We start from the raw sequence: 26,384 nt of genomic DNA, 5'->3' as shown, positions 1-26,384 counted from the left end.
GTATGTTCTCATGTGAGCTCTTATTTATGAAAAAATGGATGGTTTTTTACTCGATTGAGTGGAAATGCCGTTCCTTTGATCACGCTCCTCTCATATAAGTAGACAGAAGAAAAATGAGGCACAAGGAGTGAAAGCTGTGATCCCACTTATTGATTTAGATCGTCAGTTTCAAATGATTAAAGATGAGGCGTTACTAGCAATGGCACGTGTTTATAATAGTGGTCAATATATTCTCGGCAAGGAAGGTCTGGCATTTGAAGAGGAAGTAAAACAGTATCTTACGACCCCGTTTGCCATTGGGGTTGGTAATGGAACGGATGCACTGGTGCTTGCTTTGGATGCACTAGGGATCGGTGTGGGAGATGAAGTCATTACGACACCCTTCACATTTTTTGCAACAGCTGAAGCGATCTCACGTGTTGGGGCCACTCCAATCTTTGTTGATATTGAAACAGACACATATAACATAGACCCTAAAAAAATTGAAAAGGCTTTGACTGATAAAACAAAGGCCATCATGCCTGTTCATTTATTTGGGTACCCGGCAGATATGGATGCAATTATGAATATCGCTAACAAACATCAGCTTTATGTCATTGAAGATGCATGTCAGGCATTTGGCTCATCGTATAAAGGGAAAAAAGCAGGAACCATTGGTGATGTAGGATGTTTCTCATTTTTCCCTACTAAGAATCTCGGAACGATGGGCGACGGTGGACTTGTTGTAACAAAACATGCTCATGTGAATGAACGTATTCGTATGCTTCGTCATCACGGTAGCACAAAGAAATACTTTCATAAGGAAATCGGTTATAACAGTCGTTTAGACGAATTGCAAGCAGCGTTCCTTCGGATTAGTCTTAGGAAAATTGATGAGCTTAATCAGAACAGACAAACCATTGCTGCCAATTACAAAAAACATCTCTCTTCATTAAAAGGTTTGTTAGTTCCACGTGAGGTGGCTACGATCGAGCATATCTACCATCTCTATTGTATTGAGGTTGATGAGCGTGATCTGCTGTCTCAAGGTCTAACGAAAGCAGGCATTGCTAATGGGGTGTATTATCCACTTCCGTTACATTTACAAGAGGTGTACCAATCGTTAGGGTACAAGGCTGGTAGCTTTCCAGTTGCAGAAGCAAAATCCAAACAATTATTAGCCATTCCAATGCATCCGTTTGTTACAAATGATGAACAGAAAAAAATTGTTGAAACCATCTCATCGTTAATGGGAGAGATTAACAAATGAAGCTTGGAATCGTAGGATGTGGAAGAATTACAGAAAAACACCTGTTAGCATTAGCTCAAGTACAAGAGATATCAATCGTTGCTTTAAGTGATCTGTCAATTGAACGAATGAAACAGGCTGAAGCATTAATACCTTTTAAGAGTAGTGAATTAAAGCTGTATGAGGATTATCATGAGCTACTATTGTCGGACTGTGATCTAATCCTAGTAGCGACGGCATCAGGAACGCATGTTTCGATTGCTCGTGATGCCTTGCGAGCTAACAAGCATGTGCTTGTTGAAAAACCACTTGCACTTTCAATTGAAGAATCTCGTGAGTTAAGGACTCTCGCTTCTGTTCAAAAAAAGCATCTATTCGTATGCCATCAACTCAGGTTCCGCAAGGCTCTCCATGAGATTAAGGGATTTATTGAAGCGGGATTACTTGGTCAAATTTATACAGGGACCGTGTCAATGGCTATTCAACGTCCACTTGACTATTACAAAGCGGCTCCGTGGCGAGGAACATGGGAGCAAGACGGGGGGATGTTGATCAATCAAGGCATTCACATGATTGACTTACTATGTTGGTATCTGGGAGAGGTAAGGACAGTATCAGGGCAATTGCAATGGATTCATACACATAAGGAAACAGAAGACGTTGCATTAGGTACCATTCAATTTCAGTCAGGTGCTACAGGGTTAATCGAAGCAAACTCAGTGACATGGCCAACAAATTATGGCTATGGCTTGAAGGTTTTTGGTGAAAAAGGAACCATCATTTTAGAAGGTAAAAACTATGATCAGCTCTCCGTTTATATGGTTGAGGACGGACCAAGTGAGAAAGAGTTTACAAAGTTCCTATCTGAGAAAAATGAACAAACCATCATGTACCGGGAAATCGTCAAGCATATAAACAATCAACCAAATGATGCGGTTACGGCTGATGAGTCTGAACGAGCATTAGAAACCATTTTTGCATTATATCAATCTCATAAGCAAAAGAGTCCTGTTATTCTTCCATTAAATCAATTTAAAACAACGGACATGAAGGGAGTGACTGATTAGTGAGTGCCAGATATAAGCATGTTTTAGTAACTGGTGGAGCAGGGTTCATTGGTTCAAGAGTTGTTCGCGCACTACAAAAAAAGGCAGACAAAATCACCATTATTGATGACTTATCAACCGGGTCCTTTTCTGAAGTTCCAAACGATGCAAATGTGACATTTTTAGAGGACAGTATTTTAAACGAACAGCTACTTGAATCCATTCTACCCGATATTGATGTTGTTTTTCATATTGCTTGCAGAAATCTTGTTTTGTCTGTCACCGACATGAAACAAGATTTTGAAGTGAATTTACGTGGAGCCTACACATTACTTGAACAAATTAGGAAGCATGGTAAACAAGTAAAGCGCTTTGTTTACACATCAACAGCCTCCGTTTATGGAGATGCTGATCAGATCCCGACGCCTTTAGGTGAAGTAAAAATTCGAATGCCTTATGCAGCAAGTAAATATGGGGCTGAACAGTACGCACAAGTATTTCATTCCCTTCATCAGCTCCCAGTAACAATCTTAAGGCTTTCGAATGTCTATGGACCTGGGCAAGTTGCAACAAACCCTTATTGTGGTGTGGTTGCGAAGTTTTTTGAAGCAAGAATGGCCGGTTTACCCATGACAATCTACGGCGATGGCAGTCAAACGCGTGACTTTACCTACATTGAAGATGCCGTTCATGTGATTTTACTAGCCGCAGAGCGCGAGGCAGCTATTGGTGAAACATTAAACGTAGCGACAGGAATAGAGACGAGTGTCGTAGCCTTATCAACTGAGATTGGAAAAGTTTTTGGAGATGCACAAGTCAATCAGCAATTCGCCACAAAACGAACAGTCGATACCATTAGTAGGAGATGTTTAGATATTAAGAGAACCCGCGAAGTTCTTAACTGGGAACCCGCATTTACGTTGGAAGAAGGGATTAAACAAACCCATGACTGGATAATGGGAGGACAAAAATGAAGATTTTTCAAGGAATTACGGAAATTGCGGGGCAAATGGGAATTATGGCAGGTGAATTCAAAAAGGAAGGTCACGAAGTAAACAGTTATAATACCTTTCAATCCTATTTAGGCTATGAAGAGCATTTGCACTATATGGAGAAAGGACAAATTGCTCAAATTGCTGACCAGTTAATTGACCAGCATGACTTGTTTCACTTTCATTATGCTCAATCTTTAAGAGATGATTATACGGATTTGCAACGATTAAAAGGAAGTGGAAAAAAGGCGGTTATGCATCATTGGGGTAATGATGTCAGATTTCATGATATGGCAAGAGTTCAAAATCCCCATGCCTATACAGGCGACTCGCCACCAAATGAATATATTGATTATCGCTTAAGACAAATTAGTTCAGTGATTGAAGATGCTATTGTACAGGATTATGAAGTATATGAGTATGTGAAAGATTATTACAAAAGGGTGCATGTTGTACCGATTGCGATCGATCTAACTAAAATTCAACAGGTTGAGACCACACCAAAAAGCGTACCACTTCTAGTTCATGCTCCAACGAATCCTTATTTTAAAGGAACTGTGCATGTGGAACGTGCGATCAAACAATTAAAAGAAACGCATGCCTTTAACTATCAAAGAATTGAACATATGAACCATGAAAAGGCTGTAGAACTGTATAAAGAAGCAGACATTATCTTAGATCAAATTTTGTGTGGTTCATATGGATTACTTTCTGTTGAAACAATGGCTTTAGGAAAACCAGTCGTGACCTTTGTAAGAGACGACTTACTCACAAAGTTCACTGAGGTCCCACCTGTGGTGAATGCAAACCCTAATACCATCTACGAAACAGTGAAAGGTTTATTAGACGCTCCAGAATTGTGGCAAGAGATTGGTCAAAGAGGAAGAAAGTATGTTGAAACCTATCATGATAGTCAAGTAGTAGCCAAACAAATAAAAGATATTTACCACACTCTTCCAGCCTTGTAGTGAATTAAATTGAAACAGAGAAAATGTTTCCATTTCTCTCTGTTTCGATTATACTATTTATTTGTAAGCGCTTTTAAAAGGGGAGGATACATATGTCATTTGTAGATATGCCAATTGAAGCACTCAAAGAGTACAAGGGAATTAATCCACGCCCAGATGATTTTGATTCGTATTGGGAAGAAGCTCTAGAGGAATTAAAGAACACGGACCCGAATGTACAACTTGAGAAAAGTGATTTTCAGGCACCCTTTGCCGAGTGTTATGATCTATTCTTTACCGGAGTAGGGGGCGCCCGTGTTTATGCAAAGTATATTAAGCCAGCCTTACCGAAAGACGCTCACCCAGCCTTATTACATTTCCATGGGTATTCTGGTCATTCTCCAGAGTGGTCAGATTTGCTCGGTTACGCAGCGTCAGGATTCTCAGTGCTAGCGATGGATGTGCGTGGTCAGGGAGGACGATCAGAGGATAACGCACAAGTTCTAGGGAATACACTGAATGGACATATTATTCGTGGTGTGCAAAACCCGAAAGATTTATTCTTTCGCAATGTATTCTTGGATACAGCGCAATTAGTGAGAGTCGCTCAAGAACTGCCTGAAGTGGACGCGGAACGAATTGTTGCAACAGGTAGCTCGCAAGGAGGAGCTCTAACACTCGCATGTGGTGCACTTGCGCCAACGGTGAAGAAGCTAGCGTCAAACTATCCGTTTCTAAGTGACTATAAACGTGTATGGGAAATTGATGCACAGAACTCTTCTTATAATGAAATCCACAATTATTTTAGACGGTTTGATCCAAGACATGAACGTGCGGAAGAATTTTTTACAACACTTGGTTATATTGATATTCAGAATTTAGCCAATCGAATTAAAGGTGAAGTATTAATGGGGGTTGGTTTAATGGATAATAGCTGTCCGCCATCCACTCAATTCGCCGCATATAATAAAATTACTAGTAAAAAAACATATGTGTTATATCCTGATTTCGCACATGAGCAGCTGCCAGGTCAACCAGATAAGATTTATCAATTTTTGTTGGACTGTTAGAAATCAAATAGAGCGGCCGGATCATAACATTAATGTGGATAGCAAAACACGAACAAGCACAATATCCGCTGCAGGAGAATCCCTCCCACCCATGAGGACGGCCTCAACCCCTTTAACGGGTAAGGCGCCGCTAGAGTGCCTTCACCGCATCCTGTTCCGTTGAAGTCCCAGGTTCAAATAAAATCACGAATGGCGAATGATTCGATTGAAGAATCATTCGCCATTTTTTAATTAATTTTTAGTTGTGGTCCAAACTCATCGTTATTTAATACGCTCTTCCAGGATATTGTTGATCGACGTATTGCTTCTTCAAAAAGTGACGCACCTGCTGATATTCAGCTGGATGATCTTCCGCAAATTCTTTACACGTAATGTTATAGAAATTAAATACGAGTAAATAATTATCTATATAATTATTACGTGTGGGTAGGCCTAGATTCAGAAAGTCATAGACATGATAAGGGCTGAAGGTCCAGCCTTTACCAATGTTCATTTGAATGCCACAACCAAATACATTTGAGAACATACAAGCATAATTGATCCACTCTGTACCCATCATGGTGTTCCCATAGTAATTCGTATTTACGGCGGTTACATTAAACTTTAAATGATCGCCTTTCCATGGTTTCATCGCACCAAACCCGCCGTAATTAGGAAGCCACATCGTTTTAAATCCATCTTCATGAATATGAGTATTAATGTGCTGTATCAACTCTTCATCAGGCTCATTTAATACTTCTTTAATCCAGTAGAACCCTTGAAGCTTTAATTTTGTAAAGCCGGCGGAATCCCACGCTTGGAGGAACAGTTTATACCACCATGTTAATGCTGTTAGTCGGTTAGACATGTTGTTAAAGACTAATTGAGTATTTGTACCTCCCAACCCGAAGGTGGTTTCACCGACTAACGGATAAGGTAAACCTATCCAAATATCTAGAGAATGTTCAGTTAATGAATGCAGGGCATGAAGATTGGCTTCCTCCTCAAAAAGAAGTTCGAGGTATAGAATCCAATCCTCTTCAGTTGAACGTTCACCGAATCCGTCATAAAGAGGATGAATATAAGAATCATCCTTTGATGAGATGGGATTAAAAATAAATCCTTCAAAGTAGGTTTCGCCTGTTGCCGCTCCGTTTAATTGATAGGATACAGCGGGACGCAATTCCTCTTTCCCCCACGATCTAATCTTTTGGTCGTCAAATCCCCCTATATTAATGATTGCAAGATGATTCTTAACCCCTATGGTCTCACCTTTCAACAAGCCTTTCATATTTATGCCACCTTTCCCCAAACTCTTCTCTACGAACAGTTTATGTAAGACGCCATAAAAAAATGATTCGCTTCATTTCACAGCTTTTGTTAACGAATAGGCGGTTGGTTGAATAGATATAGAAAAGGCAGCTAGGTTAAGAATCGGGGGAATGTCGAGTGAAGATTATTCATGTTCCAACTGAAATATCCGGGCAAATGGGCATGATGTGTGATGCGCTAAAAAAAAGAGGACATCAAGTGAATGGATTAAATTGGTTTCACACGTATTTAAATTATCAGGATCATATTGTACCAACGGATGCGTATGAACTATATAAATACTTACTTCCACTCAGTCAGTTTGCAGAGGTGTGTCATTTTCATAATGGCAATTCGTTTACTGTAAAAGGAGAAGAACTTCCTTACCTAAAAGATCTAGGAAAAAAACTTGTGATGCATCACTGGGGGAATGATGTGCGAACAGCTAAAAAGGTTGAAGAATTAAATCCTTACCCTCTTCCTCCAAGCTATAACACAGATGAATACATTCATGAGAGATTGTTGTATCTCACTCAGTACATTGATACGGCGATTGTTCAAGATTACGAAATGGTTCCTTATGTACAAGAATACTATAAAAATGTTCACGTGGTTCCACTCATTTGTCAGACAGAAAAATTCGTCCCGCACTATCCTTCACCAACAGTTACAAAGCCTTTAATCGTTCATGCACCTACAAATCAAGCATTTAAAGGGACGCAATATGTACACGAGGCGCTTAACCAGCTGGAGGCGGAAGGCTATGACTTTGAATATAAGAAGGTCGAACAGTTAAGTCATGACAAAGCACTAGAACTGTATAAAGAGGCTGACATCATTATTGATCAATTATTATGCGGGACTTACGGAGTGTTAAGTGTAGAAGCGATGGCACTTGGTAAAGTAGTCATGGCAAACATTCGTCAGGACGTCCGTTCGCATTTGCCAGATGATTTCCCCATTGTCATTGCAAAGCCTGATACATTAATCGAGGTGTTAAAGACTTACGTAACAAATCCTTTACTGAGACATGAGACTGGAAAACGATCGCGTGCATTTGTTGAAACGTTTCATCATGCAGATCATATTGCTGAGAGTCTAGAATTAATTTACCAGAAGTTATAAGGGGGGAGCTGGTTTGAAAATTTGCCACGCGCCAATGGAAATTGCAGGCCAGGTGGGTCTAATTAATACAAAACTTCGTGAGGAAGGCTTTATCTCAGCTGCTTTTAATTACTTCCAAACAAGCTTTAACTATCCTGGAACGTATCCAACAGATTCGTTTGATATGCAAAAAGTAGCTCTCGCAGCGATCCCATTCTTTGATATTTTTCATTTTCATAACAGCGGTACGTTTATCGGAGACTTTAGGGATTTACATTGGATCAAAAAGCACGGTGGGAAAATCATTATGCATCATCGTGGCACCGATGTAAGAACACGACAATTGGCTAGACAAGGCGAAGACTATCGCAACGAATATGTAAATGCCGAATCTTCCTTGCCGGATGAGACCATTCATCATAATTTAACCGTCTTCGCAGAACTCATTGATGTAGCCATCGTACAGGACTATGAATTATACAAATATGTTCAACCATATTACGAAAAAAGTGGCGTACCTATTTATGTTCTTCCAAGATTATGTGATGTCCAAAAGTACACACCCAGCTACCCAAGTATTAATAAAGAGAGACCTCTTGTCGTTCATGCACCTTCACAGCGGGAGTTCAAAGGAACGGATGTCATTGAAGACGTACTTTCAGACTTACAGGACGAATGCTCCTTTGATTTTCAACTGATAGAGAATACGAGTCATAAAGAGGCCATTCAACAATATAGGAATGCAGATCTTATTATCGATCAGATTTTATGTGGAATGTATGGGAATTTGAGCATTGAAGCGATGGCATTAGGTAAACCAGTTATAGCATTTATTAGACCGGATTTGTATCAAACCCTTCCAACGGATGTTCCTGTTCAATCAGCAAACCCTGATACGTTTAAGACAGTTGTAAAGGACTTACTTTTACACCCCGAAAAGCGGTATGAACTTGGAGTTCAAGGACGAATGTATGTAGAAAGGCATCATCATGCAAATACCGTCACACAAACATTACTATCAATCTATCAAACGGTTACGAAGGAGACTGAATAGCGAATGAGCATCCATTCAAGTGTCATTTTAGGAACGAATGTAGAAGTAGGCGAATATGCTGTCATTGAAATGGGTGTACGCATTGGCGATCGAGTCAGCATTGGCTCCCATGCCGTAATCAAAGAAGGGACAGTCATAGGAAATGACGTGGAAATTGGTGATCACGTAGTGCTCGGGAAGCGCCCTGGTTCAAATAAGAAGATGGCTAGAAAACCAGCTACTGAGTTAGCACCGCTCGCTATCGATAATAACGTCGTGATTGGGAGTCATGTCACTCTGTACAGAGGACTTTCCCTAGCAGAAGGAGTATTTATCGGAGATCATGTCAGTATACGTGAGCAGATTTTTATTGATCGGAATACGATCATCGGCCGGCATGCCATGATTGAACCGAACACCCGAATTGGAAAGAATGTGACCATTCAAACCGGATGTTATGTGACAGCGGACACCATCATTGAAGATCATGTGTTTATTGGTCCATGTTGTTCCATGTCGAATGATAAATATATGGCAAGTGGCAAAGGAACGCATACAGGACCGCATATTAGAGCGCATGCCAAAATTGGGAACCATGCTACACTTTTACCGGCCATTGTAATAGGGGAGCACGCCGTTGTTGGTGCGGGAGCTGTTGTCACTAAAGATGTTCCAGAAAAAGCAGTCACAGTTGGGAACCCAGCAAGAGTCAGAAGTTAATGATTGTTTCAAGGTAGGCTAGTTCATTATTTTGCTCTTTCAGCTGATGAATATGGATATTGGCTTTAACGAATCAATAAACAGCCACATATCAATAGTTAGACTGATAATCTAACCATTTGAAAGAAGGGCTGCAAGAATGACGACTCAAATTGCTGTCATTGGTCTCGGGTATGTAGGGTTACCATTGGCGACATTATTTCATAAAAGTGGATATGACGTAATTGGCATTGATATAGATTCTAGAAAGCTAGATTGCTTAGAGGAAGGCACATCCTACTTGTCTGATTACTCAGATGAAGACATGAAAAAGCTGACAGCTTCAAAGCGATTTTGTTTCTCGAATGATTTTAAGAGAATCGAAACAGCTCATGCAATCATTTTATGTGTTCCGACCCCGCTTAGAAATCATCAAGATCCAGATTTAAGTTATTTAGAGTCTGCAGCGCAGGCTATGCTACCACATCTTCGTCATGGGCAGCTTGTGGTGCTTGAAAGCTCAACCTTTCCAGGAACAACAGAAGAAGTTCTAGTCCCACTTCTAGAGAAAAGTGGTCTGAAGGTAGGAGTGGATTTATTTCTCGGTTATTCTCCTGAACGAATTGACCCAGGGAATGTAGATTATGAGCTGGAAGATATAGCAAAGGTTGTGAGTGGTGTCACAAAAGCGTGTTTACAAGAAGTGCAAGCCATTTACGGTAAGGCCTTTACATCACTTGTACCTGTTGATAATACGCGTGTAGCAGAAATGACAAAGATCTTAGAGAATACCCAGCGATTAATTAATATTTCATTTATGAACGAGATGAGTCAAATCTGTCACGAGCTAAACATTGATATATGGCAAGTGATTGACGCGGCAAGTACAAAGCCATATGGATTTACCCCATATTATCCAGGTCCAGGAATTGGAGGGCATTGCATACCCGTTGATCCTCTTTACTTAAAGTGGAAAGCAAACGAACAAAAGCTTCATACACCATTTATTGATCTAGCCAAGAAGGTGAATGACGAGCAGCCTATGTATGTGGTCGATCGTTTAGAAAAGGCACTTGGCTTAGAAAAGAAAACACCAAGCGTTTTATTAATCGGATTAACGTATAAGAAAGACGTTAACGATGTGAGGGAATCTGTATCCATTCCGGTTATGGAGGAACTAATCAAACGTGGCTGGAACGTTGATTTTCATGATCCGTTTGTAGAAGACATTACGTTACAAGGTAAAACATATCACGGTATTCAATATGATCAACAAAAGCTTTCTTTCTATGATGCGGCTGTTATTTTAACAGATCATAGCCAAATTGATTATAAGGCTTTAATTAAAGGAGCTTCCTTATTGTTTGATACGAGAAACTGTATTAAAGGAACCTATGATCATGTAATACGATTATAAAAGAGGTGAGAGTGTGAATCTTCTGGTTACGGGTGGAGCGGGATTTATTGGTTCCCACCTTTGTGAAGAGCTGTTGGAGTTGGGGCATGATGTCACAGCTCTAGATAATTTCTCAAATGGAAATCAATCAAATGTCGCCCATTTACGTGAAAATCCCAAGTTTCGATTAATTGAAGGGGATTGTAGTCATGTTCCTACCGTGGATCCACTCATAGATAAGCATGACGTCGTGTTCCATTTGGCTGCTGTGCTTGGTGTAAAGCACTGTGTAGATTCACCGTTAAAGGTCATTAAAGAAAATTTATCAGGGACTTCAACGATTTTAGAGAGTGCCGCCCGATACAACAAAAGGGTAATCTTTGCATCAAGCTCGGAAGTCTATGGGAAAAGTGAAGATCTTCCATATGAAGAAGATGGTGACCGCCTACTTGGCTCAACACATATCCACAGATGGTGCTATTCAACGGCTAAATCAATGGAAGAGCATCTTTGTCTTGCATATGGAAAAGAAGGGCTACCGGTGACCATACTCAGATATTTTAATGCATACGGGCCAAGAGCAAACGATTCAATCTATGGTGGAGTCGTTCCAATCTTTGTTAAAGCAGCCATTGAAAACAAAGACATTACTCTTTTTGGAGATGGAACCCAAAGCCGTTGTTTTACATTTGTGAAAGATACAGCTAAAGCAACGGCTTTGGTATTAATAAAAAAAACAGATCAACAAATTATTAATATTGGCACGAATCATGGCACATCTATCTCAGAACTTGCTCAGGTTGTAAAAAAATGCACTCAATCTAGCTCACCCATCAAACAAATCTCCTATGAGGAAGCGTACGGAGAAGGCTTTGAGGATATGAGAAAAAGAGTACCATCTATAAAGAAAGCCCAGAACCTTTTAAACTATGTTCCTGAAACAGACTTAATCGAAGGCATTCAAGCACTTGTTACTTCTTATCAAAAGACGAGTCTTTCTTAGAACCTTTTACGGATCGTAAAAACCAATCCTGGTTTTTTGAAGTTGACACAGATGTTTCTTCTTCTCCTTGATGAAAAGGTATTTCCTTTGCCTGAGTAGTTTCAGGACCCAAGACAGGCTGAGTTGAAGTAGGTGTTTCTTTTTTACCTTTTGGGGCAGATGCTTGATCTGCCTTTTCTTGTGCTTTCAACGTTGTGAGCTCGTTTTGAAGAAGTTGAATGGTTTCGTTTGCCGTTAAAAGGCTTTGTTGAAGCTCATCCTTTTCTATAATCCAAGATTGTTCCTTTTCTTTGAGTTCATCAATCATATTGTAATAATAATCATTTTGATATTTTTCAACTTGCGCCTTATATTTTTTAAGCTCAGATTGTGTGTAAATCAAACGTTGCTGTAATTGAACAGGTGTTAATTTTGTTCGAAAGGAAGTCTGCTTGTTATCCATACGAATCACCTCATTAATAGTGTTTATATAGTGTATATGTCCAATTGAATTGGAACATGCAGATCAATCTTAAAAAGGGGGAGCGCCCCATGAGGAATAGTTTTTCCTATCGAGTGATCACGAATAAAGAGGATTATTTAAAACGGTTGAACGGGCAATTACCTCAACCTGTTTCAACTGGTATTGTCAAACGAAATCTGGACTATACGTTACACGTAATTGTCCCTGCAATGGACGAGGCTGATACGCTACCTGGAGTACTCGCGGAGCTAAAGCGTCTAAAACCAGATCAAATCATCGTGGTTGTGAACGGTTCTAAGGATCATACCGCGCGCATTGCAGAGTGGCATGGCGCAAAGGTCTTAAACTATGCTCAACCGCTCGGTAATGATGTAGGTCGAGCAATAGGTGCGCTTGATGCAAAAGCAGATATTTATTTATTTACGGATGGAGATATTGTGATAAAAGCAGAGGATTATCTACCCTTTATCCTAGATATTGAAAATGGGATAGATATGGCGATTAATTCAATTGATTGGATTACGAAAGTGGAAAAGGCGGATATTATCTCACAATCTAGGTTTTTCTTAAATGCCATCCAAGAGAGAAGAGATTTGCGTGCGGAGAATATCTTAACGATTCCACATGCTTTTAGTCGTAAGGCGCTTGATACAATTGGACGCAGTGAATTGTCCAACCCTGTTTTAGCAAATACAATCGCCGTTGAAAAGCAGCTTAAAATATCAATTCCTCATACGATTGATGTACTGGGAATGAACAAAATGCGTACAAATCATCTACCGAAGCCAGGAGAGGTTATTGGTGAGGCGATGCAACGAATGCATGGCGATTTCATAGAAGCTCTTGATTATTTATTTGATACGTGTGGACCAACACTACATTATCCAAAACAATTAGAAGGATTTCTTCTCCTTTATTCAGATCGTTTAAAGTGGCAGGCCTTGTCTAAAGCGAGTGACAGGAGCGTCATTTTCTATGTGCCACATGGGGCTGACCTATCAAATATTGAGGATTTACTGGAGTACAATCAGATTGAGTGGGTCCCTATAATAGCGTCAACTCATCTAGAAGCAGTTGATATTTTTGCTCATCAATCTATGCCTTATATCACAATTGACGAGTCATGCTCACTTGATACGGCTTTCTATATTGGAAGTCAGATTGCTCAAGGAAATCGATTACTATTTCATTCGGCAGATATTCCAATCACAAAAAACGAAATTCTCCTGTTTTTTGATGAAGTTGAAAAACCAGGAGTTGATGTTTGCCTAAATGATCAATCCAGTACCCAAAGCTCCATTGAAAAAATGATGCTCGTTCATATAGGCAATACATTATTAAATGTGACTGCTGGTTGCCACGATTTTCCGGGTTCGTCATTACTGATTCCACCATTCGTGATAAAACGATCCGTCTTCTCAGATTTTAATCGTTCTGCTTTTCAATCTTTAGGGGAGGGACATCTTAAATTACTTGAGTTGGGTCATCACATTGTTGCTCCCTTATCCATACCAGCCAGTAAATATATAGAAAAAAATGAGCAAATGATACTGTCCTCAATACTTAAAGGGTTCAAGTATTGGATTGATGAAAAGGGTGCTCGAGGAAGTTTTTCAGATGGAGGACGCAATAGAAGTGTACTGGAAGAAAACCCGCTTTTTCTTAAGAAGACATTTCAATCAAACGTGAAAAAGAACGGTGAAGACTTAGCTCCTCCTTCATTAGATTTCAATTTAGTTATTGAACATCCTTAATGTGTTGATGAAAAAATAGATACATTTAGGCGAGTGTGCGGTCCGTTTAGTTTAAGATTCATAAAATAATACAGCTTCTTATGTGTGAAGCATTAGAAGCAAAGGAGGGGAAATATGGTTATCAATCGAATTGAAAATAGTGGGTTTGAAACAGGGTCTTTGACTCCTTGGACTAGTGTAAATGGATTTATAACAACTACATTTAGTCATACAGGCATATATGCAGTTCAATTGCCAGCAATAGGGTCAACCTTATCACAAACCATTTCAGTTAATGAAGGAGAAAGCTTTGAAGTTCTAATCTCGCTTGCTAAAACAAGTGTCTTACCATCTCCTTCAGTAACAATTACAGTTAATTATTACGATGCGAGTTTTGTCTTTTTAAGCTCAGGTTTACTCGTAAATGTTCTTTCGGAGGGTGTACCAGAAGCCACTGCTGCTACGTGGCTGACAGTCTATGAAACAACAGAACTTGCACCCGTAGGAACTGCATTCGCATCCATTACGATAACAGTTGCCGCCTCGCTAGGTACAGCTGATATTGTAGTAGATGATGTTTCAATGATCACGATAGGTGCTCTTTTTGTACCAAGTGGACCTCCAGGCCCAACAGGCCCAACAGGTCCAACAGGTCCAACAGGCCCGACGGGAGCAACAGGCCCGACAGGAGTAACCGGACCAACAGGAGCCACGGGAGCAACAGGAGCCACGGGAGCAACGGGAGTAACCGGACCAACGGGAGTAACAGGCCCAACGGGAGCAACTGGAGTGACAGGCCCAACAGGAGCCACGGGAGCAACAGGAGTAACAGGCCCAACGGGAGCAACAGGAGTAACCGGAGTAACCGGCCCAACAGGAGAAACGGGAGCGACCGGAGTGACCGGACCAACGGGAGCCACCGGAGTAACCGGCCCAACGGGAGCCACGGGGGCGACCGGAGTAACCGGACCAACGGGAGCAACAGGAGTAACCGGACCAACAGGAGAAACGGGAGCCACCGGAGTAACCGGACCAACGGGAGCCACGGGAGCAACAGGAGTGACCGGACCAACGGGAGCCACGGGAGCGACCGGAGTAACAGGCCCGACGGGAGCCACAGGAGCGACCGGAGTAACCGGCCCAACAGGAGAAACGGGAGCCACCGGAGTAACCGGACCAACGGGACCAACGGGAGCCACGGGAGCAACAGGAGTAACCGGAGCCACAGGAGAAACGGGAGCGACCGGAGCGACCGGAGTGACCGGAGTGACCGGACCAACGGGACCAACAGGAGTAACCGGAGCCACAGGAGAAACGGGAGCGACCGGAGCGACCGGAGTGACCGGAGTGACCGGAGTGACCGGACCAACGGGACCAACAGGAGTAACCGGAGCAACAGGAGAAACGGGAGCGACCGGAGTGACCGGAGTGACCGGACCAACGGGACCAACAGGAGTAACCGGAGCAACAGGAGTAACCGGACCAACAGGAGCCACGGGAGCGACCGGAGCAACAGGAGTAACCGGACCAACGGGAGCCACGGGAGCGACCGGAGTAACCGGAGCCACTGGCCCGACGGGAGCCACAGGTTCAACTGGAACATCTGTCACTGCAAATAGTATGTCAGCAGTGAACACGGCTGGAGGAATTGTAGCTGTTATTTTAGGAGGAACTCCAGTACCATTAACAGGTGCTCAAAGTTTAGATGGGTTTGTAGCAAATGGTGCGTCAACTCTATTTACAGTACCTGTAACTGGAAGATATTTTATCACTTATCGTATAAACCTGACTGCAGGATTGTTAGCAGGGGCTCAAGCTGTAGTGAATGGAGTACCGATCCCTGGAACAATTATATCTCCAGTTTTAACATTAAGTAGTTATGAAGCTGATGTTATTACTACGTTAACTGCAGGAACGACAATTGGATTACAATTATTTGGAGTTGTTGCAGTAGCCACACTACAAGCAGGAGTAGGTGCCTCACTCGTAGCGATTAGAGTAGATTAATAAATGATTTAAGCCCATTCGTTTGGGCTTTTTTTTATTGAAGAAAAACCAGGACTTAATAAGTGGGTGAAGGTTCAAACAAAATGAGTAATGTTGAATATTTATAGATTATATGGCGTTTAAGGAGGAGAGGAAATGATAAACAAAATTATAAATGGAGGATTCGAAACAGGATCAATAAGTCCTTGGGTGCCACTTAATGCAGAAGTGACAGCTTTATATAGCCATTCAGGATTTTATAGCCTTCTTTTAAACGATACATTTAATAACGCTTATATTTATCAAATTGTTAATATTGCTCCAGGAGAAACATTTCAATTTTATACTTCAATTTCAAAAGTTTCAGATGTTGAAGTTGCAGCTCCTATAACAATATCTGTAAACTATTACGATGATAATTTTAATTTTATTGGCTACGGTCTAATTATAAGTATTCCTCCTCAAAATATTCCAGGTATCTCAACAAACACTTGGCTAGAAATTAGCCAAACGACCTTCACTGTTCCTTTAAATGCCACTCAAGCAATGGTGCTACTTAACTCACTCCCTCAGGTGGGAGGATCAGACATGCTTATAGATGATGTCGGGTTGCTTGTACTTGAGGGTCCGCCGCCACCGACCGGCCCACCTGGTCCGCCGGGACCGACAGGGGCAACCGGGCCGACTGGAGAAACAGGAGCGACAGGAGTAACCGGAGCAACTGGACCAACGGGAGTAACCGGACCGATAGGAGCCACTGGATTAACGGGGGCAATAGGGCCAACGGGAGCAACGGGAGTAACAGGAGCGACAGGAGCAACCGGACCGACGGGAGCCACGGGAGCCACAGGGGCAACGGGAGTAACAGGGCCAACGGGAGCCACCGGACCGACGGGAGCCACGGGAGCCACAGGGGCAACAGGAGTAACAGGGCCAACCGGAGCCACGGGAGCCACCGGAGCCACGGGAGCCACCGGGGCAACGGGAGTAACCGGGGCAACAGGGTCAACCGGAGCAACCGGGGCAACGGGAGTAACAGGAACCACTGGACCGACGGGAGTAACCGGAGTAACCGGAGCGACCGGGGCAACCGGAGCAACAGGAGCCACCGGCCCGACGGGAGCCACGGGAGCAACAGGGCCAACCGGAGCAACCGGAGCAACCGGAGCAACAGGGGCTACCGGAGTAACCGGAGCGACCGGGGCAACCGGAGCCACGGGAGTAACCGGAGCCACGGGAGCAACAGGAGTAACAGGAGTAACAGGGCCAACCGGAGCAACAGGAGTAACAGGGCCAACGGGAGCCACAGGAGTAACAGGGCCAACGGGAGCAACAGGAGCAACCGGAGTAACAGGGCCAACCGGAGCAACGGGAGTAACAGGAACCACTGGACCGACGGGAGTAACCGGAGCAACGGGAGCAACAGGGGCAACGGGAGTAACAGGACCAACCGGGCCAACAGGAGTAACAGGAGTAACCGGGGCAACCGGAGCGACCGGAGTAACAGGAGTAACCGGAGCAACAGGGCCAACCGGAGCCACCGGGGTAACGGGAGCAACCGGGGCAACAGGAGTAACCGGAGTAACCGGAGTAACCGGGGCAACGGGAGCAACAGGAGCAACCGGAGCAACGGGAGTAACCGGAGCAACGGGAGTAACCGGAGCAACAGGGCCAACCGGGCCAACCGGGGCAACAGGAGTAACAGGGCCAACCGGAGCAACAGGGGCTACCGGGCCAACGGGAGCAACAGGGGCTACCGGACCAACAGGACCGACAGGAGCAACCGGAGCAACAGGGCCAACCGGAGCCACCGGGGCAACGGGAGCAACAGGGGCAACAGGGGCCACCGGAGCAACGGGAGCAACAGGAGTAACCGGAGCGACGGGAGTAACCGGAGCAACGGGAGTAACCGGAGCAACCGGAGCGACGGGAGCCACGGGAGCAACAGGGCCAACAGGAGTAACCGGAGCGACCGGAGTAACCGGAGCAACGGGAGTAACAGGAACCACTGGACCGACGGGACCAACGGGAGCAACAGGGGCAACAGGAGCCACCGGACCGACGGGAGCCACGGGAGCAACAGGGCCAACGGGAGTAACAGGGCCAACAGGAGTAACCGGAGCCACAGGAGTAACAGGGCCAACGGGGACTACAGGGCCAACCGGAGCCACGGGAGTAACCGGAGCAACCGGGCCAACCGGGGCAACAGGAGTAACCGGAGTAACCGGAGCAACCGGGGCAACGGGAGCCACAGGGGCAACAGGAGTAACCGGAGCAACAGGGGCAACGGGAGCAACAGGGCCGACAGGAGCCACGGGAGTAACCGGAGCGACCGGGGCAACCGGAGCCACCGGACCGACGGGAGCAACCGGGGCAACGGGAGTAACCGGAGCAACAGGGCCAACCGGGCCAACCGGAGCCACAGGGGCAACGGGAGCAACAGGGCCGACAGGAGCCACGGGAGTAACCGGAGCGACCGGGGCAACCGGAGCCACCGGACCGACGGGAGCAACAGGGGCAACAGGAGTAACAGGGCCAACCGGAGCCACGGGAGCAACAGGGGCAACGGGAGCAACAGGGCCAACGGGAGCCACCGGACCGACGGGAGCCACGGGAGCCACCGGACCGACGGGAGCCACGGGAGCAACAGGGCCAACGGGAGCCACCGGACCGACGGGAGCCACGGGAGCAACAGGGCCGACAGGAGCAACAGGGCCAACGGGAGTAACAGGACCAACCGGACCGACAGGAGCAACAGGGGCTACCGGAGCAACCGGACCGACGGGAGCAACAGGGCCAACGGGAGCGACGGGAGTAACCGGACCAACCGGAGCAACAGGGGCTACCGGACCGACGGGAGCCACAGGACCCACAGGACCAAGTGTCACCTCAACCTTTGGTTATGCTGGAAACACTCAAGGAACAGCGATCGCAGTTATTTTATTAGGAACACTCGTCCCTTTACCAAACTTGCAGCTTCTATCAGGTGTAACGTCAAATGCTGGTGGAACCATCTTTACGGTTACACAAGCAGGAACGTACCAAATTGGCTATAACATTAAAACTACACTCGGATTACTACTCAACTCAAGGATTTTACTAAATGGCACTCAAGTGGATCGCTCAGTTGTAGCGCCGGGTATATCAACAAATCTCTTCACTGCCCAATTTATCCAAGAGGTACCTGCTGGAGCAACAATTAGTGTCCAGTTGTACAGCTTACTCGGAGCAGCTACGTTACAACCAGGTGTTGGAGCTAGTTTGAATATCGTTCGTTTATCTTAATGACTTTAAAGCAGCTACTTTTTCAAGTAGCTGTTTTTTCACGTACTTACACTTTTCTCATAGTATACAGATAGTAGGAAGATAAAAGTTAGGAGTGAGCCTAAATGATTACGATCAGTTTATGTATGATTGTGAAGAACGAAGAAAAATTACTTGGACGTTGCCTTGATACGGTGAAGCACATTGTCGATGAGATTAATATTTTGGACACAGGTTCTACAGATGGAACGGAAGAATTAGCTCGGACCTACACAGATCGAGTCTTTTTCTATAAATGGACCGACAGTTATGCTGCTGCTAGAAATGAAGCTTTTAAACATGCAACCAAAGAGTACATTCTTTATCTAGATGCAGATGATGTGTTACTTGAGGAAGATCAAGAGAAATTACTTAAGTTAAAAGAAACATTGGATCCTTCTGTTGATTCAGTATCCATGTATTATGACAATGGCGTTGATGATGAGGGTAATGTGGCTCTTAGATATCGTAGAAATCGATTAGTAAAAAGATCGAAGAATTTTCTATGGGGAGGAGATGCACACGAGTACTTAAATGTGTTTGGAAACATCATTAACTCTGACATTTCTATTACCCATAAAAAAGAATTTACTCCTGAGAAGGCAAGCACTAATGTAGGGGTGATTTATTCAATCTTCCAACAGAAAGAAGAGAACAATGAGGAATTCTCTGCTAGAGATTATTTTTATTATGGGAATGAATTAAGAGAAAAAGGAAAATTTGAAAAGGCCATTGAGCAATACAACCTTCATATTAAAAAAGGAGATGGCTGGATTGAAGACACGTTCCATGCTTGCATTGGTAAAGCGGACTGTTACCGGGCCTTAAATCAAGTTGATGAAGAACTTAAAGCGTTGTTTAATTCTTTCCTATACACGAGAACACCAAGACCTGAAGCTTGTTCAAGGATCGGATATAATTATCAGACAAGAGCATTTTATCTAGATGCCATCTATTGGTACGAAGTATCTGCGAATCTAAAACCGGATCCAGATCAATGGAGTTTTAGTTATCCGGCCTATTCAACATGGTATCCAAACCTTCAAATGTGTGTTTGTTATTATCGAACAGGTGATAAACAAAAGTCTTATGAAAAAAATGAAGTGGCTCGTGGGTATCGACCAAAGGATACAACAATCTTAGCAAATAAAAAACTCCTTGAACATGAACTAGGTTTAACAAAGCACGATTCAAACGAATAAGGATTGGGTAGTAATTAGGGAGAACGGTATTCGTTCTCCTTTTTAATATGGGGATTTTTTACATGGATTGCTTGTATCGCGTAATAAAGGTATGATAAAAATTCAATGAAGTAAGGAGGAAGTTAGAATATGGATGCTTTTATTAACGGAATAGGACACGTGAACGACTTTATTTATACGTACATATTAATTATTTTGTTAGTCGGTGTTGGTGTTTATTTTACAATTCGAACAAACTTTGTACAAGTAAGGCTCTTTCCAGAAATGTTTAGAGTGATAACGGAAAAATCAGAAAATAAAAATGGTGTCTCGGCATTTCAAGCATTCTCAATCAGTGCAGCTTCAAGAGTAGGGGCTGCGAACATCGCGGGTGTTGCTATGGCCATCACTGCAGGTGGACCTGGCGCAGTATTTTGGATGTGGATTGTCGCTATTATTGGGATGGCTACCGGACTTATTGAAAGTTTGTTAGCACAAATTTATAAAGTGAGAGATGGAGAAAATTTTAGGGGTGGGCCAGCGTATTACATTCAAACTGCATTAGGGAAAAAATGGTTGGCTGTTTTATTTGCTGTACTCATTTCCATCACTTTTGGTCTCATTTTTAACTCTCTTCAAGCAAATACTCTCGCAAATGCATTAGACGAAGCCTTTTCATTCAATCCAATAATTGTTGGAATGGTTGTTGCTTTATTGACAGGAATCATTATCTTTGGTGGCGTACAGCGCATATCTAAAATTACTTCGATCATCGTACCTGTCATGGCTATTTTCTATGTTGGAGTTGTAGCATTTGTCGTTATTACAAACGTTAATTTAATTCCATCGGTGTTAAGTTTAATCGTTACCGAAGCATTCGGCTTTAGAGAAGCAGGGGTTGGTTTATTAGTAGGGGCGCTTATTGAAGGTACGAGACGTGGACTATTTTCAAATGAAGCGGGAATGGGAAGTGTTCCACATGCAGCGGCAGCGGCACACGTAAGTCACCCTGTTAAACAAGGATTAGTTCAATCATTAGGCGTTTTCTTTGACACAATTATCATTTGTTCAGCAACAGCCTTTGCAATCCTTTTATCTGATGTTTATCAACAAGGAACTGCTACTAGTGGTGTTGCTCTAACTCAAGCATCGTTAAGTGAGCATTTAGGTAGTTGGGCAGTAGGTTTTGTAGCGATTGCCATCTTCTTCTTTGCTTTTAGTTCTTTAATTGGAAACTATTATTATGGAGAATCAAATATCCAATTTATTAAGGACGGTACTGTTTGGTTACAGGTATATCGCTTAGCTGTTATTCTTATGATTGTCGTTGGATCTTATATTGAAATCGGATTAGCTTGGGGTTTAGCTGATATTTTTATGGCATTTACTGCTGCAGTGAACTTAGTCGTTATCCTGTTAATAAGTAAGGTAGCTTTTGCGGCCATAAAAGATTACCAACAGCAACGTAAAGCAGGAAAGGATCCAGTCTTTTATCAGAAAAACATTCCTGGTCTAAAAGGCGCTGATACCTGGGTGGATAAAGAAACCGATAAATCATAATTCAACTAGTCATTCGTACATTTTGTACGAATGGCTTTTTTATTTATTATTTCTCCTTGTAGAAGATTTTAAGGTTAGATAAAATAAACACTATAGTAAGCGTTATCAATTTAAAATATATCACTTGCTGTAAGGGGAGAAACAAATGAAAAAAATAATCATCGCTCCAGATTCATTTAAAGAGAGTTTTTCAGCAAACGAAGCTGCATATGCAATAGAGAAAGGGTTTAAACAGGTTTTCCCTGGCTGTACATATCTCAAGATTCCAATGGCAGATGGTGGAGAAGGAACCGTTGAATCTTTAGCTGACGCCTTACATGGAAAAATAAAAAAAGTAACCGTAACAGGCCCTTTAGGAACACCAGTGGAGGCGAGTTATGCACTTTCTAAAGACACAGGAGTGGCTGTGATTGAGATGGCCTCTGCTTCTGGTTTGCATTTAGTGCCACCGGGCCAAAGAGATCCACTGATTACAACATCCTATGGTACGGGAGAATTAATGGTGGACGCATTAAATGAAGGAGCAACAAAAATAATTTTAGGACTAGGCGGAAGTGCAACAAATGATGGAGGAGCTGGAATGGCTCAAGCATTAGGTGTGAAACTTTTAAATAGGGAAGGACAAGAGCTACCATTTGGAGGGGGAGCCTTACATACACTAGCAACGATTCAAACCAATGAACTTCATCCTGGACTCACTCAGACCTCCATTGAGGTAGCATCAGATGTAGATAATCCGTTACTTGGTGTAAATGGTGCGACGGCAGTTTATGGCCCACAAAAAGGCGCTACAACTCAAATCATTCGAGATCAACTTGAAGCGGGACTAGCCCATTATGCACGTGTGATAGAAGAACAAGTTGGGCTCACTGTTCAAGACACACCTGGTGCAGGAGCCGCCGGAGGACTCGGTGCTGGATTATTGGCGTTTGTTCGTCCTCGTTTAGCTTCAGGGATCACGCTTGTGTTAGAATTGACAAACTTTGTCTCACACCTAGAAGGAGCAGATCTAGTTATAACAGGCGAAGGTCGGCTAGATCATCAATCGATTTTTGGTAAAACGCCAATTGGTGTGGCTAAAGCCGCGAAAGAAGCTGGTGTGCCAGTAATTGCGGTTGCTGGACAATTGGGAGAGCGATATGAGGTTATCCACGAGCACGGAATTGATGCGGCATTTTCATTAGTTCCGGGGGTGATTCCGCTTGAGGATGCGATGGGAAATGGGTTGAAATACCTTGAAGTACTAGCCAGGAATATTGCAACGACAATGAAACTTAAAGGATAATAAAAAGAGCCAAAACCTTAAATGGTTTTGGCTCTTTTCTCTATTCCTTAAATGTCCACTCTGAATAAAACTGTTGTAAGAAGGACTTCATGTATTGGGTTCTTTCTTCTGCTAAGGCCATTCCTTTTGGAGTGTTCATAAGTGCTGGTAGCTTTAACAGTTTTTCATAAAAGTGATGAATGGCACTTGATTGACCATGCCGATATTCCTCTATGGTCATGTCTTCTCTAGTTGGCAAATTTGGGTCATACATCGGTTGCTGCTTATGCCCTGAGTACGTAAAGGTCCTTGCTATACCAATTGCCCCCAATGCGTCAAGTCGATCAGCATCCTGAACAATTTGTCCCTCTAAGGTCTTCATAGGCGAACCGCTTCCGCCTTTAAATGACATCGTAGAAATAATGAGGAGAATGTGGTCAATGACCTCTTTAGATACAGATTTTTCGTTTAGCCAGTTGGCAATCATTAGCCGACCTGCTTCTTCATCTTCAATTAATTTATCATCAGCTAAGTCATGAAGAAGACTTGCGAGAACGACGGTGTCTTTGTCTGCACGAGTATCTTTGCAAAGATAACGAGCCAAGGTTGTCACCCGCTCGATGTGGTACCAATCATGACCGGACGTATCGCTAGAAAGCTTTTCACGTACCCACTGTTCGGTTTCTGCAATGATTGTTGAATTCATCTTCATTTCACCTCGGATCGTATTTTATTGGGGGCTAATTGTCGACTCATCTCACGTACAAAACGAGAGCGTTGTGCACGTTTTCCCTTGTACATCATTGGAATGGATATAGCCAGTGCTTGTTCAGCTCGAGTCATGGCTACATACATGAGCCTACGTTCTTCTTCGAGAGGCTGATCATCACCATCACGCCAAGCATCCAATGCATAATCATGTGGCATAGATCCTTCAACCGCACCAAGGATATATACATGTTTGAACTCCAGCCCTTTTGAGCGGTGGATGGTCATGAGTTGAACTGCGTCAGAATCAATCGGCTGCGCACGTTGTTCATCTTGCTTGGCAACCATATGATCAACATGTTCTATGAAAGAAGGAATCGAGTTATGTTGTCTTGCAGATACTTTTAACCTGGCAAGATCATCGCTTCCTTTATCCATCTTATTTCCTTCGCTGCCCTGCTTTTTAAGATAATCCTTAAAGCCAAGCTCCTTTTCAATTCGGTTTAATGCTTCTAAAGGAGTTGACTGATTAATCTCTTTACATTGAGAGGGCAGATCCTCCATTTTTTTTAATTGAAACGGCTTTAGTCCACTAAGATGCTTTAAGGATTCTAGTAAAGAACAGTCATGCAGAATGCTTAGACTCTTAATTTCTGTTAATCGCTCCTGTTTTAAAAACAGCGCACCAATCAAATCATTCATGGCTTCTGTATTATCCGGGTGCTGGGCAATCCGGAGGTAAGCCAGCGCTTTTTTGACTACCTTCCGTCTGTAGAAGGATTCTCCGTCCTGCTCAATCATAAATGGAATGCTCGACTGAATTAGCCGTTCAAATAAAGCCATTGAGTGGACGTTTGTTCGGTAGAGAATGGCAAAATCAGAAGGACGTGCACCATCTTGAATACGTTCATTCATATCTGTCACAATCATGGTTGCTTCCTCTTCTTCATCATAAGGAAAGAAAAGAAAAGGAACCGTTTCTGAAGTCGTTTGGGCTTGAAGTTCCTTACTCATTCGTTGCTTATTCGTTTTAACAACGTTATTGGCAAGGGATACGATCGGATGAGTGGACCGGTAATTCTGATCTAAAATAATCGTCTCACCTTCTGGATATAAAGCAGGGAAACGGCGGAGGTATTCAGGATCACTTCCTCTAAAAGCGTAAATGGATTGATCATCATCACCTACAACACAAAGGTTGCGATTCGGCTCACATAATAGTTGAATCAGCTTAAATTGTATTTTATTAATGTCTTGGAATTCATCTACTGAAACATAAGAAAACCGTTCTTGGTATCGTTTAAGTAAGGTTTGATTGGAAGTGAGCATGTCATAACAACCTGTTAACATGTCGTCAAAATCAAAGGTAGATCGAGCTTGTCTTGTTTCTTCATACGTTTTATACAAAGAGGCGCAACGCTCTTCCCAATGGTCAAGTGGTTTCACTTGATCTGGAGTCATCAAGTGATTTTTCCACCAGCTTATTTGAGTGAGAGCTTGATCATAGGCGAATTCTTTCTCATCAAGCCCCATGTTGCGACCTGCCTCTTTAATGATTTGTACTCGTTGCCACTCCTTTAACAAAAAACGGCTGTCCCATTTCTCTGGCTCATGATGTAGAAGCATTTTATAGAAAATGCTATGAAAGGTTCCAATCATTAATTTCCGCAAGGTTTGTTTAGAAAGACCAGGATAAATCTTCATCCGTTCTTTCATTTCTCTTGCAGCTTTTGCCGTAAAAGTAACAAGGATCATTTGCTCAGGTAATATGCCGATGTGCTGAAGCATGTAAGCCGCTCTACTTGTTAGGACACGCGTTTTTCCACTGCCAGCACCAGCCACAAGTAATAATGGTCCTTCGGTTTTCGTGACAGCGTTCCACTGTGCTTCGTCAAGAACGATATTTGATTCCACAAGTGATTGTCGGTAAGGGTGCGACTGGTTCGCTTTAACTGAAGAAGACTTTGTAAAGGAGGGAAAGCTGTGAATTGAAACAGGTTCCTTCCACTCCAAATCATTAACTGGCTTAGATTGAGATTCAATAGAGCGGCCTTTGGGTAATATAAACCCACCGACACTCGTTTCTGTTTGATTTATAGTAGGTTGTTCTGTTTTTGTTTGTGCCTGTTCCAGTTTTTTTACCTGTTCCTCACAATCAAATACTGAATGAGGGTGATCAAATGAGGGCGCGCACTTTATGCTCATGCTCATACGCACAGGCTCCTGACAATGAGGACAGGTGACTTCTCCTCTTTTAGCAGCTTGGTACACTCGCTGCCACTCACTACGGTCTAGTATAGGTAAGGTCGTTAATTTATGTTGATAAAATGCTGTTTGCATGCTAAAACATCCTTTGCATCAATCGCTACATCTCTAGA

Annotated in this window: 20 protein-coding genes; 16 read left to right on the top strand and 4 right to left on the bottom strand. The window is 43.1% G+C overall.

What is annotated here, in order from left to right:
* Positions 1–136: 136 nt before the first annotated feature.
* The 5 genes from ACQKKO_RS07055 to ACQKKO_RS07035 all read left to right on the top strand — a co-directional run bounded on the left by ACQKKO_RS07055 (position 137) and on the right by ACQKKO_RS07035 (position 5,283).
* Complete coding sequence (locus tag ACQKKO_RS07055) at positions 137–1,249, top strand: DegT/DnrJ/EryC1/StrS family aminotransferase (RefSeq protein WP_498645805.1); 1,113 nt, start codon at positions 137–139, stop codon at positions 1,247–1,249.
* Positions 1,246–2,295 carry a Gfo/Idh/MocA family protein gene (locus ACQKKO_RS07050; RefSeq protein WP_498645650.1) on the top strand — a complete coding sequence of 350 codons (1,050 nt, stop codon included), beginning with the start codon at positions 1,246–1,248 and terminating at the stop codon, positions 2,293–2,295. Before ACQKKO_RS07055 ends, ACQKKO_RS07050 begins: the two co-directional genes overlap by 4 nt.
* The gene (locus ACQKKO_RS07045) at positions 2,295–3,248 is read left to right on the top strand and encodes an NAD-dependent epimerase/dehydratase family protein (protein ID WP_498645647.1); all 954 of its coding nucleotides are present in this window, start codon (positions 2,295–2,297) and stop codon (positions 3,246–3,248) included. Before ACQKKO_RS07050 ends, ACQKKO_RS07045 begins: the two co-directional genes overlap by 1 nt.
* Complete coding sequence (locus ACQKKO_RS07040; RefSeq protein WP_498645645.1) at positions 3,245–4,234, top strand: glycosyltransferase family protein; 990 nt, start codon at positions 3,245–3,247, stop codon at positions 4,232–4,234. The genes ACQKKO_RS07045 and ACQKKO_RS07040 overlap by 4 nt, the downstream gene beginning before the upstream one ends.
* 92 nt (positions 4,235–4,326) lie before the next feature.
* Positions 4,327–5,283, top strand: coding sequence for an alpha/beta fold hydrolase (locus ACQKKO_RS07035; protein ID WP_498645644.1), 957 nt, complete (start codon positions 4,327–4,329; stop codon positions 5,281–5,283).
* 265 nt (positions 5,284–5,548) lie between these two features.
* On the opposite strand, the gene ACQKKO_RS07030 is transcribed toward ACQKKO_RS07035, so the two are convergent.
* Positions 5,549–6,553, bottom strand: coding sequence for a DUF4855 domain-containing protein (locus ACQKKO_RS07030; protein WP_498645642.1), 1,005 nt, complete (start codon positions 6,551–6,553; stop codon positions 5,549–5,551).
* A gap of 158 nt (positions 6,554–6,711) precedes the next feature.
* Between ACQKKO_RS07030 and ACQKKO_RS07025 the strand changes: the two genes are divergently transcribed.
* The 5 genes from ACQKKO_RS07025 (at position 6,712) to ACQKKO_RS07005 (ending at position 11,808) form a co-directional block, all read left to right on the top strand.
* On the top strand, positions 6,712–7,698 hold the full coding sequence (locus tag ACQKKO_RS07025; protein WP_498645639.1) for a glycosyltransferase family protein: 987 nt from the start codon (positions 6,712–6,714) through the stop codon (positions 7,696–7,698).
* A gap of 13 nt (positions 7,699–7,711) precedes the next feature.
* A complete protein-coding gene (locus ACQKKO_RS07020; protein ID WP_498645637.1) occupies positions 7,712–8,731 on the top strand; it encodes a glycosyltransferase in 1,020 nt (339 codons plus the stop codon).
* 3 nt (positions 8,732–8,734) lie between these two features.
* Positions 8,735–9,430: an N-acetyltransferase gene (locus tag ACQKKO_RS07015; protein ID WP_498645635.1), complete on the top strand. Its 696-nt coding sequence runs from the start codon at positions 8,735–8,737 to the stop codon at positions 9,428–9,430.
* A gap of 139 nt (positions 9,431–9,569) precedes the next feature.
* A complete protein-coding gene (locus ACQKKO_RS07010; protein ID WP_498645633.1) occupies positions 9,570–10,826 on the top strand; it encodes a nucleotide sugar dehydrogenase in 1,257 nt (418 codons plus the stop codon).
* Positions 10,827–10,839: 13 nt separating this feature from the next.
* On the top strand, positions 10,840–11,808 hold the full coding sequence (locus ACQKKO_RS07005; RefSeq protein WP_498645631.1) for an NAD-dependent epimerase/dehydratase family protein: 969 nt from the start codon (positions 10,840–10,842) through the stop codon (positions 11,806–11,808).
* Here the strand turns inward: ACQKKO_RS07005 and ACQKKO_RS07000 are convergent.
* Complete coding sequence (locus ACQKKO_RS07000) at positions 11,777–12,250, bottom strand: hypothetical protein (RefSeq protein ID WP_498645629.1); 474 nt, start codon at positions 12,248–12,250, stop codon at positions 11,777–11,779. The genes ACQKKO_RS07005 and ACQKKO_RS07000 overlap by 32 nt on opposite strands.
* A gap of 89 nt (positions 12,251–12,339) precedes the next feature.
* Here ACQKKO_RS07000 and ACQKKO_RS06995 point away from each other — a divergent pair, with 89 nt between their 5' ends.
* The 6 genes from ACQKKO_RS06995 (at position 12,340) to ACQKKO_RS06970 (ending at position 23,319) form a co-directional block, all read left to right on the top strand.
* Positions 12,340–14,025, top strand: coding sequence for a glycosyltransferase family 2 protein (locus ACQKKO_RS06995; protein ID WP_498645626.1), 1,686 nt, complete (start codon positions 12,340–12,342; stop codon positions 14,023–14,025).
* 114 nt (positions 14,026–14,139) lie between these two features.
* On the top strand, positions 14,140–16,011 hold the full coding sequence (locus tag ACQKKO_RS06990; RefSeq protein ID WP_498645623.1) for an NTTRR-F1 domain: 1,872 nt from the start codon (positions 14,140–14,142) through the stop codon (positions 16,009–16,011).
* Between the two features lie 135 nt (positions 16,012–16,146).
* Complete coding sequence (locus ACQKKO_RS06985; protein ID WP_498645621.1) at positions 16,147–19,275, top strand: NTTRR-F1 domain; 3,129 nt, start codon at positions 16,147–16,149, stop codon at positions 19,273–19,275.
* 104 nt (positions 19,276–19,379) lie between these two features.
* The gene (locus tag ACQKKO_RS06980; RefSeq protein WP_498645619.1) at positions 19,380–20,495 is read left to right on the top strand and encodes a glycosyltransferase; all 1,116 of its coding nucleotides are present in this window, start codon (positions 19,380–19,382) and stop codon (positions 20,493–20,495) included.
* 129 nt (positions 20,496–20,624) lie between these two features.
* Positions 20,625–22,034 (top strand): alanine/glycine:cation symporter family protein, encoded by a 1,410-nt coding sequence (locus tag ACQKKO_RS06975; protein ID WP_498645617.1) that lies wholly within the window; start codon positions 20,625–20,627, stop codon positions 22,032–22,034.
* A gap of 145 nt (positions 22,035–22,179) precedes the next feature.
* Entirely contained in the window at positions 22,180–23,319 is a 1,140-nt protein-coding gene (locus ACQKKO_RS06970) for a glycerate kinase (protein ID WP_498645615.1), read from the top strand.
* Positions 23,320–23,359: 40 nt separating this feature from the next.
* On the opposite strand, the gene ACQKKO_RS06965 is transcribed toward ACQKKO_RS06970, so the two are convergent.
* Together ACQKKO_RS06965 and ACQKKO_RS06960 are read right to left on the bottom strand one after the other, a co-directional pair.
* On the bottom strand, positions 23,360–24,004 hold the full coding sequence (locus ACQKKO_RS06965) for an HD domain-containing protein (protein ID WP_498645613.1): 645 nt from the start codon (positions 24,002–24,004) through the stop codon (positions 23,360–23,362).
* Between the two features lie 2 nt (positions 24,005–24,006).
* On the bottom strand, positions 24,007–26,346 hold the full coding sequence (locus tag ACQKKO_RS06960) for an ATP-dependent helicase (protein WP_498645611.1): 2,340 nt from the start codon (positions 26,344–26,346) through the stop codon (positions 24,007–24,009).
* Positions 26,347–26,384: the final 38 nt, after the last annotated feature.

The sequence above is a fragment of the Alkalihalobacillus sp. NPDC127517 genome, from assembly GCF_050276055.1.
Taxonomy (GTDB): Bacteria; Bacillota; Bacilli; order Bacillales; family Bacillaceae_D; genus Alkalicoccobacillus.
Note: the sequence above shows the minus strand (reverse complement) of the source record. Positions and strands in the feature narration are given on the sequence as shown.

Excerpts from the sequence above, each read along its gene's own strand:
- ACQKKO_RS06990 (WP_498645623.1), top strand. The coding sequence starts at position 14,140 with ATGGTTATCAATCGAATTGAAAATAGTGGGTTTGAAACAGGGTCTTTG.
- ACQKKO_RS06960 (WP_498645611.1), bottom strand. The coding sequence starts at position 26,346 with ATGCAAACAGCATTTTATCAACATAAATTAACGACCTTACCTATACTA.
- ACQKKO_RS06995 (WP_498645626.1), top strand. The coding sequence starts at position 12,340 with ATGAGGAATAGTTTTTCCTATCGAGTGATCACGAATAAAGAGGATTAT.
- ACQKKO_RS07035 (WP_498645644.1), top strand. The coding sequence starts at position 4,327 with ATGTCATTTGTAGATATGCCAATTGAAGCACTCAAAGAGTACAAGGGA.
- ACQKKO_RS06965 (WP_498645613.1), bottom strand. The coding sequence starts at position 24,004 with ATGAATTCAACAATCATTGCAGAAACCGAACAGTGGGTACGTGAAAAG.
- ACQKKO_RS07030 (WP_498645642.1), bottom strand. The coding sequence starts at position 6,553 with ATGAAAGGCTTGTTGAAAGGTGAGACCATAGGGGTTAAGAATCATCTT.
- ACQKKO_RS07000 (WP_498645629.1), bottom strand. The coding sequence starts at position 12,250 with ATGGATAACAAGCAGACTTCCTTTCGAACAAAATTAACACCTGTTCAA.
- ACQKKO_RS07015 (WP_498645635.1), top strand. The coding sequence starts at position 8,735 with ATGAGCATCCATTCAAGTGTCATTTTAGGAACGAATGTAGAAGTAGGC.
- ACQKKO_RS06985 (WP_498645621.1), top strand. The coding sequence starts at position 16,147 with ATGATAAACAAAATTATAAATGGAGGATTCGAAACAGGATCAATAAGT.
- ACQKKO_RS06975 (WP_498645617.1), top strand. The coding sequence starts at position 20,625 with ATGGATGCTTTTATTAACGGAATAGGACACGTGAACGACTTTATTTAT.
- ACQKKO_RS07010 (WP_498645633.1), top strand. The coding sequence starts at position 9,570 with ATGACGACTCAAATTGCTGTCATTGGTCTCGGGTATGTAGGGTTACCA.
- ACQKKO_RS06970 (WP_498645615.1), top strand. The coding sequence starts at position 22,180 with ATGAAAAAAATAATCATCGCTCCAGATTCATTTAAAGAGAGTTTTTCA.
- ACQKKO_RS07040 (WP_498645645.1), top strand. The coding sequence starts at position 3,245 with ATGAAGATTTTTCAAGGAATTACGGAAATTGCGGGGCAAATGGGAATT.
- ACQKKO_RS07050 (WP_498645650.1), top strand. The coding sequence starts at position 1,246 with ATGAAGCTTGGAATCGTAGGATGTGGAAGAATTACAGAAAAACACCTG.
- ACQKKO_RS06980 (WP_498645619.1), top strand. The coding sequence starts at position 19,380 with ATGATTACGATCAGTTTATGTATGATTGTGAAGAACGAAGAAAAATTA.